The organism is Ruminococcus sp. RTP21358st1_G6_RTP21358_211008, assembly GCF_040908885.1.
Classification (GTDB): Bacteria; Bacillota; Clostridia; order Lachnospirales; family Lachnospiraceae; genus Blautia_A; species Blautia_A faecis.
Map to the genome: position 1 here is coordinate 17,539 of NZ_JBDGDM010000027.1, position 15,539 is coordinate 33,077.

Genomic DNA, 15,539 nt, shown 5'->3' on the forward strand with positions numbered 1-15,539 from the left:
TATCAAAATTATGGTCGGATCGACGGGAAAATTATAACAATATTAACATATTTTCTGGAAATCCGACAGTCCGTGAAAATTGGCGGGGAAATGGAGAGACTTATGAGCAAAACAGTATATGATTATATGGACTGGCCAGAAATTGAAGCGGTTGTATACGGGGAAGAAACAGCGCCAAGAGATGTGATGGGACCGAGATTGACACCGGATGGTGTACTGATACAGGGCTTTTTTCCAGAAGCCAGAGCTGCGGCAGTGGTTACAGGGCGCAAGAAATATGAAATGGAATTGGAGGACGAGGCTGGCTATTATGCAGTGCTGATCCCAGGGAGAAGGATTCCGGATTATGAATTTCAGGTAGAGTTTGAGAAGGAGACGAAGAACTTTAAGGATGCTTACGCATTTGGCGGACTTCTCACAGAAGAGGATGAAAGAGCCTTTCTTGGCGGCGTATATTATGAAGCCTATAAGAAAATGGGCGCACATCCCATGGTGATGAATGGTGTAGCAGGCACTCATTTCGCAGTGTGGGCGCCAAATGCAGTTCGGGTAAGTGTGGTTGGTGAATTTAATAATTGGGATGGCAGAGCACTCCCTATGCATAAGATGCCTATGTCAGGTATTTATGAATTGTTTATCCCGGGAGTAAAGGCGGGGGACGCCTATCGTTATGAAATTAAGGCAAAAGGGGATGTGCTCCTTCAGAAAGCAGATCCTTATGGAAACAGAACCCAGCCTGCACCATTGTGGAATTCTGTTGTAGCGGATGTCTCTGATTTTACATGGAATGACAGCAGCTGGATGGCTGAACGTAAGAAATATGATGACCGCAGGCAGCCGGTTTCCATTTATGAGACAAGCCTGGGACAGTGGGAATCAGGGAAAGAGCTGGTGACCTTTGCGAAAGAAAAGGGATATACCCATGTGGAGCTTCATCCGATTATGGGGTTTCTGGAGGATGGCTCAGACGGATACCCTACATCTGCATACTTTGCAGTCAGCACACGTTATGGCACACCAGCAGAATTTGCAGCATTGGTGGATGAGCTTCATCAGGTGGGAATAGGCGTGATCCTTGACTGGTCACCGGCTCAGTTTCCGAGATACGCAGGCGGTCTGGAGAAATTTGACGGAACGTCTCTTTATGAAGTGAAAGACCCGGAAATGGCTGTCCACCCGATGTGGGGCACCATGCTTTATAATTATGACAGTCCTATGGTAATGGATTTCCTGATTTCCAATGCCTGTTTCTGGCTGGAGATCTTCCATGTGGACGGGCTTCGTATGGATGATGTGGATGCCATGCTTTATCTGGATTATGGAAGAAAGGATGGATGGACGCCGAATATGTATGGCTCCAATGAGAATCTTCCTGCCATTGAATTTCTGAAGCATCTGAATTCCATTGTGAAGAAGCGTGATCCAGGGGCACTTCTGATCGCACAGGAGGATGGCCTGTGGCCGGAGCTGACTGACAGTGTGGAGAATGATCACATTGGATTTGATTATAAGTGGAGTGGCGGATGGACAAGAGATTTCCTGTTCTATCTGTCAGTAGACCCGATCTTGCGGAAGAATTATCATGACCAGCTGACTTTGTCCACCTTATATGCATATTCCGAGCATTATATTCTTACACTTGGAAGCAGAGACGTGGGAAGTCTGGAAGAATTTATGGCGAAGCTTCCAGGAGATGACAAGCAGAAGCTGGCACAGGTGCGAGAGGCTTATTCCTATATGATGGTGCATCCTGGCTGTAAAATGATGGCACCGGGGACTGATATGCCGGAGGGACTTGCCAAATGCATTCAGGCGTTGAATACCCTTTATAAGAGTTCGCCTGCTCTTTATCAGATGGATGATGAGTATGACGGATTTGAGTGGGTTCAGCTGATGAAATATGAGGAGAATGTGATCACCTTCCTGCGTAAGACAGAGAAACCAGAGGAAACTCTGCTTGTAATTTGTAATTTCGCCGCAATTCCCTACGAGAATTACCAGGTGGGCGTGCCCTTTGCAGGGAAATATAAAGAAATCTTTAATAGCGATGCAGCAGAATTCGGCGGCGAGGGTGTAGTGAATTCTCGTGTGAAGACAGCAAAAGCAGAAGAGTGCGATGAACGGGAGCATTCTATTAAGGTGAAGCTGCCGGCACTTGGTGTAAGCATCTACAGCTGCACTCCCGGGAAAGCCCCAGCCAGGAAGAAAGTGACCGCAGCGAAAACTGCGAAAGATAAGACTGCAGGAAAACTGGTAAGGACTGTGAAGGCAAAAACTCCAGCAAAGAAGTCAGTAAAGGAAGAAAAAGCTGCGAAAGCAGAAGAAGCTGTCAAGGCAGAGAAAAAGGCAGAAACAGTGAAGAAAAGAGCCACAGCAAAAAAATGACAATAACAAAGCAGATAGAAATAGCAAATGAGAAATAAATAGCCAATAAGTAATAAAATAGCAAAAAAGACTGCATTTACATATCTGAATTTTAGATGTGAGGAATGCAGTCTTTTTGAATCTTTTTACAATAAGCAAGTAGCGAAGCGAATCTGGAATATCCGTTTGACCAAATAAAAAAAGCTGGAAATGAGACTCGAACTCACGACCCCTTCATTACGAGTGAAGTGCTCTACCGACTGAGCTATTCCAGCTTATGTAATGATAAGTGTATAAAAGCTTATACACTTATCAGACACAAAAAATATTTTAAGTTATAAACAGGTATTTGTCAAGAAAATCTTGGGTAAAAATTCTGATTTATCGTGGGTGAAAATTCTGATTATACGATTTTAAACCAGTCTTTTTCCTCAAACTCAACTACCGTACAGTCATTGGCATAAGTACATTCCGGTAAAATGATCATTGCATGAAGGACATCGTTGTTTACCGGCAGAGGACATAAATGCCAGATAGCAGCATTGATCTTTACCATATGTCCTTTGGGAACAATGAAGGCCTTTGTAAGTTCCGGGACTGGCGTACCGGCAGATGCAGGAGCAACATGAATGATCATATCATCATCCAGAGCTACAATGCCTTCCCAGGTGGTTGTGTGGTATTCTGCCATCTTAACGATTCGCTCATCTTTGCGTACGGCAATGGGAGAAAATCCCATACTTCCCATACAAGTACCTGAGATACGATCCGGATAAAATTTGTGGATTTCGCCCTGTAAAGGATAACCTTCCGGCTCAGTCATGGAACAGTAGTTGCCAAAGGGAGCAAAATCTGTTGGATTAATTTTTACAGCTGTAATTTCTTTCATGGAAAACCTCCTCAAATGTAGTAAAAACCCTTAAAGCTATTGTATCATGGTGTTGGAAAAAGCTCAATAAATATCATAAGGTAAAATAGCATTTCACAAAACATTTCACAAAAGTTTTATGCCAATGGGAAAATAACTGTTTTCAAATGATTCATTCTATGATAGAATACACTTTGATTGCAAACAAAGGAGATGAGGTACATGTCAGGTTATTCCACCCCAGGCTTTTTTGAAAAGAAAATAGAGAGAGAGACTGCAGCAAGAGTTGCAGCTTTTTTAGGCGGGCTTGGAAGAGGTTCCGAGAATCTTGGAGCTACCGGGGTACGTTCTGACTGGATGGAGCAGGACGGACCTGCTGTTGTTGTACCTTTTTTTGAAGAATTATATGGGAATACGGGTTACCGATATAGCAATATACAGTAATGGCGCTGTATAAACATGCACCGTGTTTATACAGAGATTTTCTGAATGTATGGCTATAGGGGTATCCCGTATTTTTTTCGTACTTCACTTAACATTACAGCAGAGCGTGTTAAAAAAGGCTTTCTTCAAAATGCGTGTCACAATTTGTGGAAGCCTGCAGGAATAATTTTCAAACACGCTCCAGAAAGGAGAAGACAAATGTCTGACTCATTTCTTGAATTAAGAAATCTGAAAAAAAGTTTTACATCAGAAGAATATGTTCTACAGGGAATCAATCTGCAAATTGATCAGGGGGAATTCGTTACCTTGCTGGGTGCTTCCGGCTGCGGCAAGACGACCACTCTTCGCATCATCGCAGGACTGGAGCAGCCAGACAGCGGAAGCGTATGGCTGGAGGGGAAAGATGTGACGAATCTGGAGCCAAACCAGAGAGATGTGAACACGGTATTTCAGAATTATGCCCTTTTTCCCCATATGAACGTGGCGGATAACATCGGGTATGGTCTGAAAATACGAAAAGTACCAAAAGCGGATATAAAGAAAAAGGTTAAGGAAATGCTGGAGCTGGTTCAGCTGGAAGGTTTCGAGAAACGAAAACCTGCGGAGCTTTCCGGTGGACAGAAGCAGCGTGTAGCCATTGCAAGAGCATTGGCAAATAATCCACGTGTACTGCTTCTGGACGAGCCTCTCGGAGCTCTGGATCTGCAGCTTCGGCGGACGATGCAATTGGAACTGAAGCGACTGCAGAAGAAGCTGGGAATTACCTTTATCTATATTACACACGATCAGGAGGAGGCTATAAATATGTCTGACCGTATCGTGGTAATGAATCAGGGGCAATTTGAGCAGATCGGCACTCCGGATGAGATTTACAACCATCCGAAGACAAGTTATGTGGCAACCTTTGTGGGAAATGCCAATATCCTGAAGGGCGAACTTGTGGGCATGGATGGAACAGTAGCAATTCGAAGTGAGAATATAATATTGGATGAAACTTGTAAACAAGGTTATTCGGCGGTGGTAAAGGAGAAAAATTTCGCAGCAGGACAGTTGAGAGTATTGCTTGCTCTGCCAGATGGCACAGAAATTACAGCTAGTCGCTTCGGTATGAATGCAAATATTCAGCCTGGTCAGAAGATAAACTGGTATTTCGATCCGAAGAATGCGGTTGTAGTTGACAAGATAGAAGGAGAAAGACCGTGAGGGGCAAAATAAGCCGGAGCAAATCTTCGGCGAAGCACACCCGTGCCACCATCTGGATGATCCTGCCATTATATATTTTCACTTTGATCTTCGTGGCATGCCCTCTTATCTATATGGTAGCTTTAAGCTTTGCCACCCCGGGAGAAGTCCACGGTGTACAGTGGATTTTTACACTGGATAATTACAGGAAGATTTTGGAACCAGTGTACCTGGATACCTTTGTCCAGTCCTTCCAGCTGGCCATTACAAGTACTGTTTTTATTACCCTGATCGGGTATCCCTTTGGCTATTTTATGGCGAAATTACCGGCAGGCGGCAAAAAGAAAGCTATGCTTCTTCTTATGCTTCCCTTCTGGGTGAATTCCCTGATCAGACTTTACGGCTGGATCATCATCCTTCAGAAAAAAGGCGTTCTGAATTTTGTGCTGAAAAAGCTTGGCCTGATCGAGAAGCCGCTGAAAATCATGTACAGCTACCCGGCGATTGTCATTGGTATGATTTATGTGCTTCTGCCTTTTATGATCCTGTCCGTATATTCCAGTGCGGAAAAACTGGATTGGTCTTTGGTAGAAGCGGCACGTGACCTTGGCGCAAGCAGGGCGAAAGCCTTCTGGACAGTCAGCTTTAAGCTGACCCTGCCGGGACTTTTGTCCGGCGTGATCCTAACCTTTATTCCATCTATGGGACTGTTTTTCATAGCAGACATTCTGGGGGGAAATAAGGTAGTGCTAGTGGGAAGTCTGATCCAGGATCAGATGACCAGGGGAAATAACTGGCCTTTCGCGGCTGCACTGGCGGTGATCATGATGATCCTTACCACTTTGATGATCCTTCTATACCGTAAGGTTACCAATGCGAAAGAAGTGGAGGGGCTGGGATGATAAAAACACATAATAATGAAATAGAAGTGCTGGATCCGAAAATGCAAGGTGAAGGTGCCGAGGCTAAAAACGGTACATTAGTTAAAAAGCTTGGAAAGAAGAGAAATACAGGCTCTGGCATGAAACGGAGCACCCGCTTTGAGAAGATATACCTTGGTATCATTTTCTTCTTAATGTACCTCCCAGTAGCCGTAGTCATCATTTTCTCCTTCAACGAATCCAAGCTTCCCGTACGTCTCACCGGATTTTCCCTCCAGTGGTACGAGAAATTATTCGCAGACAGCGCCATGATGGAAGCCCTGGTAAACAGTCTGCTCCTCGGCGTGGCCAGCTGTGCAGTTTCCGCAATCATCGGAACGCTGGGGGCTGTAGGTCTGTCCAGGATTCACTGGAAAACAAAAGGCGCATTGGAGTACATTTCCATTTTGCCCCTTATGATACCGGAAATTATTCTGGGTATGGTGCTGATGGCATTTTTCTACATGCTGAATCTGCCCTTCGGAATGCTGACCCTGCTGATCGGACATACGGTGTTTTGCGTTCCCTATATATTGATGGAAGTAAAAGCAAGGCTGGTGGGCATGGATCCTTCCCTCGAGGAAGCTGCCCGGGATCTTGGAGCCACTTCCATGAGAGCCTTTTTTGACATCACATTGCCGCTGATCATGCCGGCTGTGGCATCCGGCTCATTGCTTGCCTTTGCCATGTCCATGGACGACGTGGTAATCAGTATTTTTATTAACGGTCCGAGACTGTCCACCTTGCCAATCAAGGTGTACACTCAGATAAAAACCGGTGTCACGCCGGAAATCAATGCCTTGTGTACGATTATGCTGGCTTTTACGGTAGGAATTCTGCTTGTATATTCCCTTGTGAAAAAGCTGCGCCGGAGATCGCAGTAGATTTGCGGATTGAATATTTCTTACTGGACTGTATCCATGGAATCAAGGCGAGATCAGATACATTCCGGGGAATGGAAAGGGTTGCTGAACGTTATGCAGACAGTGACCGGAAAGGAGCACACGAATGAACAAACTCATAGAGTTGAAAAACCTCACAAAAAACTTTGATGACCAGCAGGTTCTCCGCGGAATCAATCTGGACATCTATGAGAACGAGTTTCTCACCCTTCTGGGACCAAGTGGCTGTGGAAAGACCACAACCCTTCGTATTATTGCAGGCTTCGAGGAGCCAAGCGGCGGCGAAGTATTGTTTAACGGAATTGAGATTTCCAAGCTGCCTCCATATAAGAGAGAGGTAAACACCGTTTTCCAGAAATATGCCCTTTTTCCCCATCTGAATGTGGCAGAGAACATTGGATTCGGTCTGAATCTGAAAAAAGTGGACAAGGACGTGATCGCCCAGAAAGTCACCAGAATGCTGAAAATGGTAGGTCTGGAGGGTTTCGAAAAAAGAGATGTCACCCTGCTCTCCGGCGGACAGCAGCAGCGAGTTGCCATTGCCCGTGCGCTGGTAAATGAGCCGAAAATCCTTCTTCTTGACGAGCCTCTTGGCGCCCTGGATGCGAAAATACGAAAACAGATGCAGATTGAGCTGAAAAAAATCCAGCAGGAGGTTGGAATTACCTTCATTTACGTTACGCATGACCAGGAGGAAGCCCTTTCCATGTCTGATACTGTGGTCGTTATGAATAACGGTGAAATTCAGCAGATCGGTTCTCCTACCGATATTTACAACGAGCCCGAAAACCGTTTCGTAGCAGGCTTCATTGGAGAGTCCAATATTATAGAAGGAATTATGATCAGAGATTATCTGGTTCAGTTTGACGGATTTGAATTCGAATGCGTGGACAAAGGCTTTGAGGATAATGAAGAAATCGAGGTTGTGCTTCGTCCTGAGGACCTTGACATTGTGGAACCATCTCAGGCGAAAATCAACGGTGTTGTCCGAAACGTCACCTTCAAAGGCGTTCATTACGAAATTCTCGTAGAGACAGAACTGCGCACCTATAAAGTTCAGACCACCGATTATGCGGAAGTGGGCCGCCAGGTAGGACTGAAATTCGGACCGGAAGACATTCACGTCATGTACAGAATGGGAGCTTATTGATGAAACAGTTTAAGCGCCTGATCATTCCTTACTTTATCTGGGCAATTGTTATCCTTGTGATCCCACTGTTTCTCATTGCCCTGTATGCGTTCACCACAGAAGGAAATGAAGTAATGACACTTTCCTTTACCTGGGGGAATTTTGCCAAATTCCTGGAAGCTACCTACCTGAATGTGATCCTGAAATCCTTCTGGCTGGGACTTCTCACCACCTTTATCTGTCTGGTTCTTGGCTATCCCCTTGCCCTGATCATTGCGAGATGCTCTGAGAAAGTCCAGGGACTTCTCATTATGCTGGTAACCATTCCAATGTGGATCAACATGCTTCTTCGTACTTATGCGTGGATGAATCTTCTTGCAGATAACGGAATCATCAATAACCTTCTGGCAAAAATCGGACTGGGACCTATCAGTATGATGTATACGGATTTTTCCGTAATGGTAGGCCTGATCTGCAACTTTATGCCCTTTATGATCATTCCTATCCATACATCCTTAAATAAAATGGATAAATCCCTGATTGAGGCAGCCTACGATCTGGGAGCCAACCGTTTCCAGACCTTCTGGAAGGTAATCTGGAAGCTGTCCCTGCCAGGGGTGGTAAATGGTATTATGATGGTTTTCCTTCTTGCCATTTCCTCCTTCGTTATCCCGAAGCTTCTGGGAGGCGGACAGTACATGCTTATCGGAAACCTGATCGAGTCCCAGTTTATCTCAGTTGGAGACTGGAATTTCGGAAGTGCCATTTCCATGATTCTGGCGGTGATTATTTTGATCTCCATGAGTCTGATGAAGCGGATGGACAAGGAAAAAGGAGAATAGGAGGATATCATGCAGAAAAAAACAAGCTTTTTTCAGAGATTTTATGTGGCCATCTGTCTGGTATTCTTTTACCTGCCAATCCTGGTGACCATGATTTTTTCCTTTAATTCCTCCAAATCCCTGACCAGGTTTACGGGATTTTCCATGAGATGGTATACAGAGCTGCTGCATAATACAGAAGTCAGCAAAGCGGTTTACGTGTCTGTGACCATCGCCATCCTGGCAACTGTGATCTCCACAGTGCTGGGAACCATCACTGCAATTGGTCTTTCCAAGTCCAGGAAGGTGTTAAAGGAAACACTTTTAAATATCAACAACCTGCCCATTTTGAACCCGGATATTGTTACCGCAATCGGACTGATGCTTCTGTTTTCATCACTGGGCTTCCGGAAAGGGTACTTTACCATGCTGCTGGCGCACATTTCTTTTTGTACGCCATATGTGATCACCAGTGTTTATCCCAAGGTGCGAAGCCTTGATCCGAACCTGGCAAATGCAGCCATGGACCTTGGAGCAACTCCGTTCCAGGCATTGACCAAGGTAATCGTGCCCATGATCAAGGATGGCATTTTCGCCGGTGCGCTGCTGGCGTTTACCATGTCCTTTGACGATTTCGTAATTTCGTACTTTGTATCCGGAAACGGTGTCAAGAATATTTCCATTGTGGTCTATAATATGACCAAGCGAATCAACCCTACCATCAACGCCCTGTCTACAATTGTAATCCTGGTCATTGTGCTTGTCATGGTTTTTGCCAACGTGCTTCCAAAGCTCCTGGAAAAGCATGCCAGCAAGCATGCGAAAAAGATTCAGCGTGTGATCGCCCTTCTGCTGGTTTTCGCTCTTGGCTTCGGACTGATCAAGTGCGGAGGCGGTGCAGCGGAGAACCATGTCCTGAAGGTTTATAATGCAGGAGAATATATGGATCTGGATCTTCTGACACAGTTTGAGCAGGAATATAATTGTACTGTAGTTTACGAAACTTTCGAATCCAACGAAATGATGTACACCAAGCTTTCCGGCGGTGAGTCCTATGACGTGCTGATCCCTTCGGATTACATGATCGAGCGTCTGATTAAAGAGGATTACTTACAGTATATTGACTGGGATCTGATCCCGAATAAGGGCAGCCTGATGGATGAGGTCATGAATAAAAGTTATGATCCGGGAAATCGTTATTCCTGCCCGTACTTCTGGGGAACGGTTGGTATTCTTTATGATACGACTGTGGTTGATCCGGCAGATCTTCAGGAGGGCTGGGATCTTCTCAGGGATACCAAATATAAAGGAAATATTTACATGTATGATTCTGAGCGGGATTCCTTTATGATAGCACTGAAGGCTCTTGGATATTCCATGAATACTACAGATGAGAATCAGATTCAGGAAGCTTACCAGTGGCTGGTTGACCAGAGAAATACCATGGACCCGATTTACGCAGGTGATGACGTCATTGACAATATGATTTCCGGAAACAAGGCTATGGCAGTTGTTTATTCCGGAGATGCTTCTTATATTATAAGCGAAAATCCGAATATGGATTACTTCACACCGAGTCAGGGAACCAACAACTGGTATGATGCAATGGTTATCACAAGGGACTGCAATGAGACAGAGCTTGCCCATCAGTTTATTAATTTTATGCTAAATGAAGAATCTGCTCTTTCCAATACGGAAGAAGTAGGTTATACTTCTCCTGTAAAGAGTGTTTACGAAACTATGATCACCGGAGAGTATGAGGGCGTTTCCTCCTACATCCCGGATTTTGAAAATCCGAACAGCGAGATCTTCCGTTATCAGGAACCGAAGATCAAGCAGAAATATGCGGAGCTGTGGACAAAGATCAAGGCAGAGTAAGCAGAAGGGAGAACGACTATTATGAAGAAAAAGTTACTTGCGGTAATTCTTGCTGCAGCAGCAATCTGCGGCAGCCTGTCACCTGTATACGCAGCTGACTCCGAGCTTGTCCTTTATACCTGGGAGGGAATGTTCCCACAGGAGGTTCTGGACGGCTTTGAGGAAGAGACCGGATGTAAGATTGTGTATTCCAACTTTGACACTGACGAAACCATGCTGGAGAAGGTTTCCATGGCAAAAGGCGGAGACTATGATGTGGTAATCGCAGATGACTACATCCTTGAGAAAATCGTGGAAGAAGGTCTTGCCACCAAGCTTGACAAAGACAAAATCTCCAACTGGGGAAACATCAATCCTCTTTACCAGGGACAGTTCTATGATGAGAAGGACGAGTACACCGTGCCATATGGCGCAGGTATTCCACTGATCGTATACGATCCGGAGGAGGTTGATCTTGACATTAAGGGCTATTCTGATCTGTGGGATCCGTCTCTGGAGGACAGCATAGCGCTGATCGGCAACTACCGTGTGATCAACGGCATTACTCTTCTCACCATGGGTAAGAGTATGAATGAAGAAGACGTAGATACCATTGCAGAAGCTGGTGAAAAGCTGGTAGAGCTGGCACCCAATGTGCGTATGATCCAGGATGACAACACCCAGAATGCTCTGCTCAACGGAGAGGCTTCTGTAGCGTTCCTTTACACATCCCAGGTAACTGCAGCTCTGGCAGAGAACCCGGATCTGAAAGTGGTTTATCCGGAGGAAGGTCTTGGCTTCGGTGTTATGGGAATGTTTATTCCAAGCGAGGCTCCCAATGCAGAGGCAGCTTACCAGTTTGTAGATTACATTTTAAGACCGGAGGTTGCGGCGCAGTGCTTCAATTATATCGGTTACTACTGCACCAACAAGGCAGCAGATGAGCTGGTAGACGAGAGCCTGGTGGTTCCGGACAGTGTAACAAGCGGGGAGAGTATTAAGAATGTAAGCCAGGAAGCTGAGGAACAGTATAATAAGAACTGGACCGAGTTTAAGGCTGCCTGCGATTAAGTGAGTGAATTACTGTTATTACGGTAAGAATTAAAAAAGAGTCTGCATAAGAGAATGCCCCCTGGAAACATTGGGGGATTTTCTTTGCAGGCTCTTTTACTCTGGATTTGTAACTGTGAAATAGATTCAGTTTTGAATTATTTTCAAATATGATGTTAAAAATATTGTCAACATAGCATAATATGACGTATAATGATGTTAAAAACACTAACGAATTCATTGACAGTTATAGATGATTTTGTTAAGATAATTAACATGCAGTTTTTGGGAGGTTTGATATGAAGGAATTTAATTTAGAAAAATTTTGTAAAGACTTAGTCGCTCTTAGAGGAAAAGAGTCTCAGGAGGTTTTTGCTCAAAAACTTGATATTAAAAGACCTACTCTTTCATTATTGGAAAATGGTAAACAGGTGCCTACCATTGATTTGTTAAGCAAAATTTGTAGTTTAACAGGAGAAAAGGCTGATGATTATTTTGTTGAATCTACAACAGATGCGCTTGTATATCTTATGGGTAGTCTTGAGGAATCTGATAAGCTAAAAATTGAGGAAATGGCTGAACGTATCAGAATCAAGGAAAAATATGAAATGCTTGCAAAGAGAGGTAGTTATGTCGTCGATTGATAACAATGAATTATTTGAAAAATATTATCAAAAAGAATATGATTTTAATACAACTTCGCTTTCTTTAGACGAGATTGATGCAATAAAAAAACTAGCCAGGGAAAAAAGAGTTGATTATGCTTCTGCTCCAATGGGAATAGGAGTGTTTGACTGGATTCAAAAACAGAGCAGTGATATTAGATTCGAACTGGTTTCATTTGAATCAGACAAAATTGATGGTATGTTGTATATTCCAACAATGGGAAAAGAAAGAGCATACATTATATTGAATAGTAATAAGCCATTGGTAAATCAGGCTTTTGCAGCAGCACATGAATTCTATCATTATATTAAGGACTATCAGGTGTTTAAGGAGAAACCATACATTTGCGATTTTAGTATGCTTAAGGATGTAAATGAAAAGAAAGCATGCAGATTTGCAGCTGAGATATTATTTCCAGAGGAGGCTTTAAATCGTGAAGTCAGGGATTATTGCAGAAGTCTGCGAGCAACAGATTTTAAATCATTGAATTTTAATCAGATTGCTTCGTTTATTATTGTGATGACAGTAAAATATCAAATGCCACTTAAAGCAGTTATTTATAGACTCGAAGAGGAACATTTTACTGAAAATGTAGAAAAATATATTGAAAACTATGGGTTTATTAAAAAAGTACTTCAAGAAATTCAAATATTTAGTGAACCTGTTTCTATGTTATATGGTACAGTGAATAATTTTATTATTCCGTATAGTAAAACGTATCAGGATATGGAAACATCATTTATTACTGGTAATGCATCAAAAGAAGACATTATCGAGGATGCAAAAATTCTCTCGTTAGATATGGATCTTATCAATGAGTTAGTTGAACAAGATGAAATTTCTGATGATGAAGAAGAGGATGATGAAGAATTATTTTCTATTATAAATGCGAAGCGGGGGTGAGTTTATATGTATACACCGTTAAAAAAGACAGCTTTGCATGATTTGCTTAACAAGCCAATCCTTTTTGATGCCAATATTTTTATGGTTGGAATATCGGAAAGAACTTCAGATAAAAATTGTTCATTTGAAAATATAAAGCGATTATATATAAAACCTTTATTTGAAAGTTTTACGGATATTTATATTCATGAAGAGGTATACAAAGAATTAGACGAAGAATCTCGTAATTTTGTTGATAGTTATATAGGAAAAAACATTACGATAGTCAAAGAAGATGGATTATATGGAAAAGACCCTAAATACACAACAATTTTTAATAATATATCGAAGCATGAATTAGTTAACTATGAAAGAGGGCGTTCTAAAGACAGAGGAGAGGTTTATAGTTTGGCATATGCTGCATATTACAATATAAATTATTTTTGCTCAAAAGAAATTATGGTTGATAATGTGGCAAGAGAATTGGAAGATCTGAAGAATATAGATATTATAACATTTGACATTATTATACTTCAGGCATTTGTGTATTACGCACAACAGAATGACAGTTCAAATAGCAAGGGATTAAAGTCTATTTATAAAAAATATTGTGCAGATGTCATAAAAAGACATGGGCTTCCATTGACATTAAGTGAGTATATTAAGGCATCACAAGAGTATTTATAAGTATACTATCCTGTTGAAGATTATAAAATTTCGACCTGCATTTATGTAGCTTGTGGCGATTCACAATACCTGACTAAGTGACAAATAACGAGGAGACACAAGATGGAAATATATAAAGGTTCTTCTGCATTTGCCGGAATTGCCATTGGGAAAATTCGATTTTACCGGAAGGGAGAATATCAGATCCGCCAGCATCAGGCAGATGATGTGAAAAGGGAACTGAGAAGCTTCGATGTGGCAAGAAGACATGTGATGCAGACTTTAAAAGAAGAATATGACAGAATGTCAGACACGAAAATTCTGGAGCAGGCCCAGCTTCTTGGCTCGGGCAGCTTCCTTCGGGCGGTGGAAAGCATGATTACCGGAGAAAAGGTAACAGCCGCCTATGCGGTGCAGACCACCAGAGATGAACTTGAAAGCACCTTTTCCAGCCTGAATGATCCTTCCATAAAGGATAGAATCTACAATGTCAGCCGTGTATCCAATCTGCTTCTTGAAATTCTGGGAGATGATGAAAACCGGATCGACCTTGGCGAGGAGCCGGTGATTCTGGCAGCAGAAACCCTGTCACCAGCAGAATTGATGGAGATGGATAAGGTGAAGCTTCTGGGGATTGTTACCCGTAGCGGCTCTGCCACTTCCCATGCGGCAATCCTTGCGAAAAACATGGACATTCCCTGCGTGACCGGTATCGGAATTCCGCAGTCAGAAGAAGAGTGGGAAGACAGCATTGCCATTATAGACGGCTATACCGGTACTTTTTATCTGGAACCAGATGGAGAAGTATGCAAAGAATATGAAATCCGCCGCAAAGCTGATCTGGTGGAGCGGGAAGCTCTTTTGCAGCTAAAGGATGCAGAAGATGTGACGAAAGACGGACGAAAAGTGGGAATATATGCAAATATCGGCAACCTGGACGACCTGAACAGTGCGCTCTATTACGGTGCACGTGGAATTGGTCTTCTTCGGAGCGAGTTTCAGTATCTTGGCAGGGAAAACTATCCTGGAGAAGAGGAGCTTTTTCAGGCGTATAAAAAAACAGCCCAGACAATGGGTGACCGTCTGGTTATCATTCGTACTGCGGATCTTGGCGCGGATAAACAGGCTTCTTACCTGGAAATTCCGAAAGAAACCAATCCGCTTATGGGAAACCGTGGGATTCGTCTTTGCCTGGATCGGAAAAATCTTTTTAAAACGCAGATACGCGCCATTTACCGTGCTAGCTGGTACGGCAATCTGGGAATGATGTACCCTATGATCTGCGGGGAAGAGGAAATGGATGAAATCGAAGTGCTGGTGGCAGAGGTGAAAAATGAATTGCGGGCCGTGGGAATACCGTTTAAAGAGATTCAGACAGGTATTATGATGGAAACCCCGGCTGCTGTGATGATCGGGGAAGAACTGGCGAAGAGGGTAAATTTCCTTGGAATCGGAACCAATGACCTGACCCAGTACACCTTGGCAATGGACCGTCAGAATCCACTGCTTCAGAAGAAGTATAATGATCATCATCCGGCTATTTTAAAAATGATCCGGATGATCGTGGAAGCGGGGCATGCCCAGAACTGCAAGGTCTGCCTTTGCGGAGAGTTGGCAGCAGACACCAGGCTGACAGAAACCTTTCTCAGGATGGGCGTGGATGCACTGTCTGTGGTACCGGCATGTATTTTGCCGGTGAGAAAGGCGCTCCGGGCAGCCCGTGTGGAAGATTGAGAGAATAAAAAGAAGGTGCCAGATCCGGAGTAATGTTTTGAGTACGCCGGATTT

The 15,539-nt window shown here is 43.5% G+C and carries 14 protein-coding genes and 1 tRNA gene; 13 read left to right on the top strand and 2 right to left on the bottom strand.

Annotation, left to right across the window (positions count from 1 at the left end):
- The first annotated feature begins 102 nt into the window (after nucleotides 1-102).
- Complete coding sequence (glgB, locus tag AB5Z12_RS11850) at nucleotides 103-2,385, top strand: 1,4-alpha-glucan branching enzyme (RefSeq protein ID WP_368357201.1); 2,283 nt, start codon at nucleotides 103-105, stop codon at nucleotides 2,383-2,385.
- A 181-nt stretch (nucleotides 2,386-2,566) separates the two neighbouring features.
- On the opposite strand, the gene AB5Z12_RS11855 is transcribed toward glgB, so the two are convergent.
- A tRNA-Thr gene (locus AB5Z12_RS11855) sits at nucleotides 2,567-2,639 on the bottom strand.
- Between the two features lie 128 nt (nucleotides 2,640-2,767).
- Entirely contained in the window at nucleotides 2,768-3,253 is a 486-nt protein-coding gene (locus AB5Z12_RS11860; RefSeq protein WP_368357202.1) for an ureidoglycolate lyase, read from the bottom strand.
- A 201-nt stretch (nucleotides 3,254-3,454) separates the two neighbouring features.
- Between AB5Z12_RS11860 and AB5Z12_RS11865 the strand changes: the two genes are divergently transcribed.
- The 12 genes from AB5Z12_RS11865 to ptsP all read left to right on the top strand — a co-directional run bounded on the left by AB5Z12_RS11865 (nucleotide 3,455) and on the right by ptsP (nucleotide 15,485).
- A complete protein-coding gene (locus tag AB5Z12_RS11865; protein WP_148461828.1) occupies nucleotides 3,455-3,676 on the top strand; it encodes a hypothetical protein in 222 nt (73 codons plus the stop codon).
- 198 nt (nucleotides 3,677-3,874) lie between these two features.
- A complete protein-coding gene (locus AB5Z12_RS11870; protein WP_368357203.1) occupies nucleotides 3,875-4,879 on the top strand; it encodes an ABC transporter ATP-binding protein in 1,005 nt (334 codons plus the stop codon).
- Entirely contained in the window at nucleotides 4,876-5,760 is an 885-nt protein-coding gene (locus tag AB5Z12_RS11875; protein WP_368357204.1) for an ABC transporter permease, read from the top strand. Before AB5Z12_RS11870 ends, AB5Z12_RS11875 begins: the two co-directional genes overlap by 4 nt.
- On the top strand, nucleotides 5,757-6,662 hold the full coding sequence (locus AB5Z12_RS11880) for an ABC transporter permease (protein ID WP_342979254.1): 906 nt from the start codon (nucleotides 5,757-5,759) through the stop codon (nucleotides 6,660-6,662). Before AB5Z12_RS11875 ends, AB5Z12_RS11880 begins: the two co-directional genes overlap by 4 nt.
- Before the next feature lie 124 nt (nucleotides 6,663-6,786).
- Entirely contained in the window at nucleotides 6,787-7,830 is a 1,044-nt protein-coding gene (gene potA / locus AB5Z12_RS11885) for a spermidine/putrescine ABC transporter ATP-binding protein (RefSeq protein WP_195379445.1), read from the top strand.
- A complete protein-coding gene (locus AB5Z12_RS11890) occupies nucleotides 7,830-8,651 on the top strand; it encodes an ABC transporter permease (protein WP_148461825.1) in 822 nt (273 codons plus the stop codon). Before potA ends, AB5Z12_RS11890 begins: the two co-directional genes overlap by 1 nt.
- A gap of 9 nt (nucleotides 8,652-8,660) precedes the next feature.
- Nucleotides 8,661-10,508, top strand: coding sequence for an extracellular solute-binding protein (locus AB5Z12_RS11895; RefSeq protein ID WP_195478415.1), 1,848 nt, complete (start codon nucleotides 8,661-8,663; stop codon nucleotides 10,506-10,508).
- Nucleotides 10,509-10,529: 21 nt separating this feature from the next.
- The gene (locus AB5Z12_RS11900) at nucleotides 10,530-11,558 is read left to right on the top strand and encodes a spermidine/putrescine ABC transporter substrate-binding protein (protein ID WP_368357205.1); all 1,029 of its coding nucleotides are present in this window, start codon (nucleotides 10,530-10,532) and stop codon (nucleotides 11,556-11,558) included.
- Between the two features lie 278 nt (nucleotides 11,559-11,836).
- Nucleotides 11,837-12,181, top strand: coding sequence for a helix-turn-helix transcriptional regulator (locus tag AB5Z12_RS11905; RefSeq protein ID WP_294671091.1), 345 nt, complete (start codon nucleotides 11,837-11,839; stop codon nucleotides 12,179-12,181).
- Nucleotides 12,168-13,106, top strand: coding sequence for an ImmA/IrrE family metallo-endopeptidase (locus tag AB5Z12_RS11910; protein ID WP_294671094.1), 939 nt, complete (start codon nucleotides 12,168-12,170; stop codon nucleotides 13,104-13,106). Before AB5Z12_RS11905 ends, AB5Z12_RS11910 begins: the two co-directional genes overlap by 14 nt.
- Before the next feature lie 6 nt (nucleotides 13,107-13,112).
- Nucleotides 13,113-13,772: a hypothetical protein gene (locus AB5Z12_RS11915; RefSeq protein ID WP_294671097.1), complete on the top strand. Its 660-nt coding sequence runs from the start codon at nucleotides 13,113-13,115 to the stop codon at nucleotides 13,770-13,772.
- 102 nt (nucleotides 13,773-13,874) lie between these two features.
- A complete protein-coding gene (ptsP, locus tag AB5Z12_RS11920) occupies nucleotides 13,875-15,485 on the top strand; it encodes a phosphoenolpyruvate--protein phosphotransferase (protein ID WP_368357206.1) in 1,611 nt (536 codons plus the stop codon).
- The last annotated feature ends 54 nt before the right edge of the window (nucleotides 15,486-15,539 follow it).

Excerpts from the sequence above, each read along its gene's own strand:
- AB5Z12_RS11910 (WP_294671094.1), top strand. The coding sequence starts at position 12,168 with ATGTCGTCGATTGATAACAATGAATTATTTGAAAAATATTATCAAAAA.
- AB5Z12_RS11890 (WP_148461825.1), top strand. The coding sequence starts at position 7,830 with ATGAAACAGTTTAAGCGCCTGATCATTCCTTACTTTATCTGGGCAATT.
- AB5Z12_RS11905 (WP_294671091.1), top strand. The coding sequence starts at position 11,837 with ATGAAGGAATTTAATTTAGAAAAATTTTGTAAAGACTTAGTCGCTCTT.
- AB5Z12_RS11900 (WP_368357205.1), top strand. The coding sequence starts at position 10,530 with ATGAAGAAAAAGTTACTTGCGGTAATTCTTGCTGCAGCAGCAATCTGC.
- AB5Z12_RS11860 (WP_368357202.1), bottom strand. The coding sequence starts at position 3,253 with ATGAAAGAAATTACAGCTGTAAAAATTAATCCAACAGATTTTGCTCCC.
- AB5Z12_RS11880 (WP_342979254.1), top strand. The coding sequence starts at position 5,757 with ATGATAAAAACACATAATAATGAAATAGAAGTGCTGGATCCGAAAATG.
- AB5Z12_RS11895 (WP_195478415.1), top strand. The coding sequence starts at position 8,661 with ATGCAGAAAAAAACAAGCTTTTTTCAGAGATTTTATGTGGCCATCTGT.
- AB5Z12_RS11870 (WP_368357203.1), top strand. The coding sequence starts at position 3,875 with ATGTCTGACTCATTTCTTGAATTAAGAAATCTGAAAAAAAGTTTTACA.
- glgB (WP_368357201.1), top strand. The coding sequence starts at position 103 with ATGAGCAAAACAGTATATGATTATATGGACTGGCCAGAAATTGAAGCG.
- ptsP (WP_368357206.1), top strand. The coding sequence starts at position 13,875 with ATGGAAATATATAAAGGTTCTTCTGCATTTGCCGGAATTGCCATTGGG.
- AB5Z12_RS11915 (WP_294671097.1), top strand. The coding sequence starts at position 13,113 with ATGTATACACCGTTAAAAAAGACAGCTTTGCATGATTTGCTTAACAAG.
- potA (WP_195379445.1), top strand. The coding sequence starts at position 6,787 with ATGAACAAACTCATAGAGTTGAAAAACCTCACAAAAAACTTTGATGAC.
- AB5Z12_RS11865 (WP_148461828.1), top strand. The coding sequence starts at position 3,455 with ATGTCAGGTTATTCCACCCCAGGCTTTTTTGAAAAGAAAATAGAGAGA.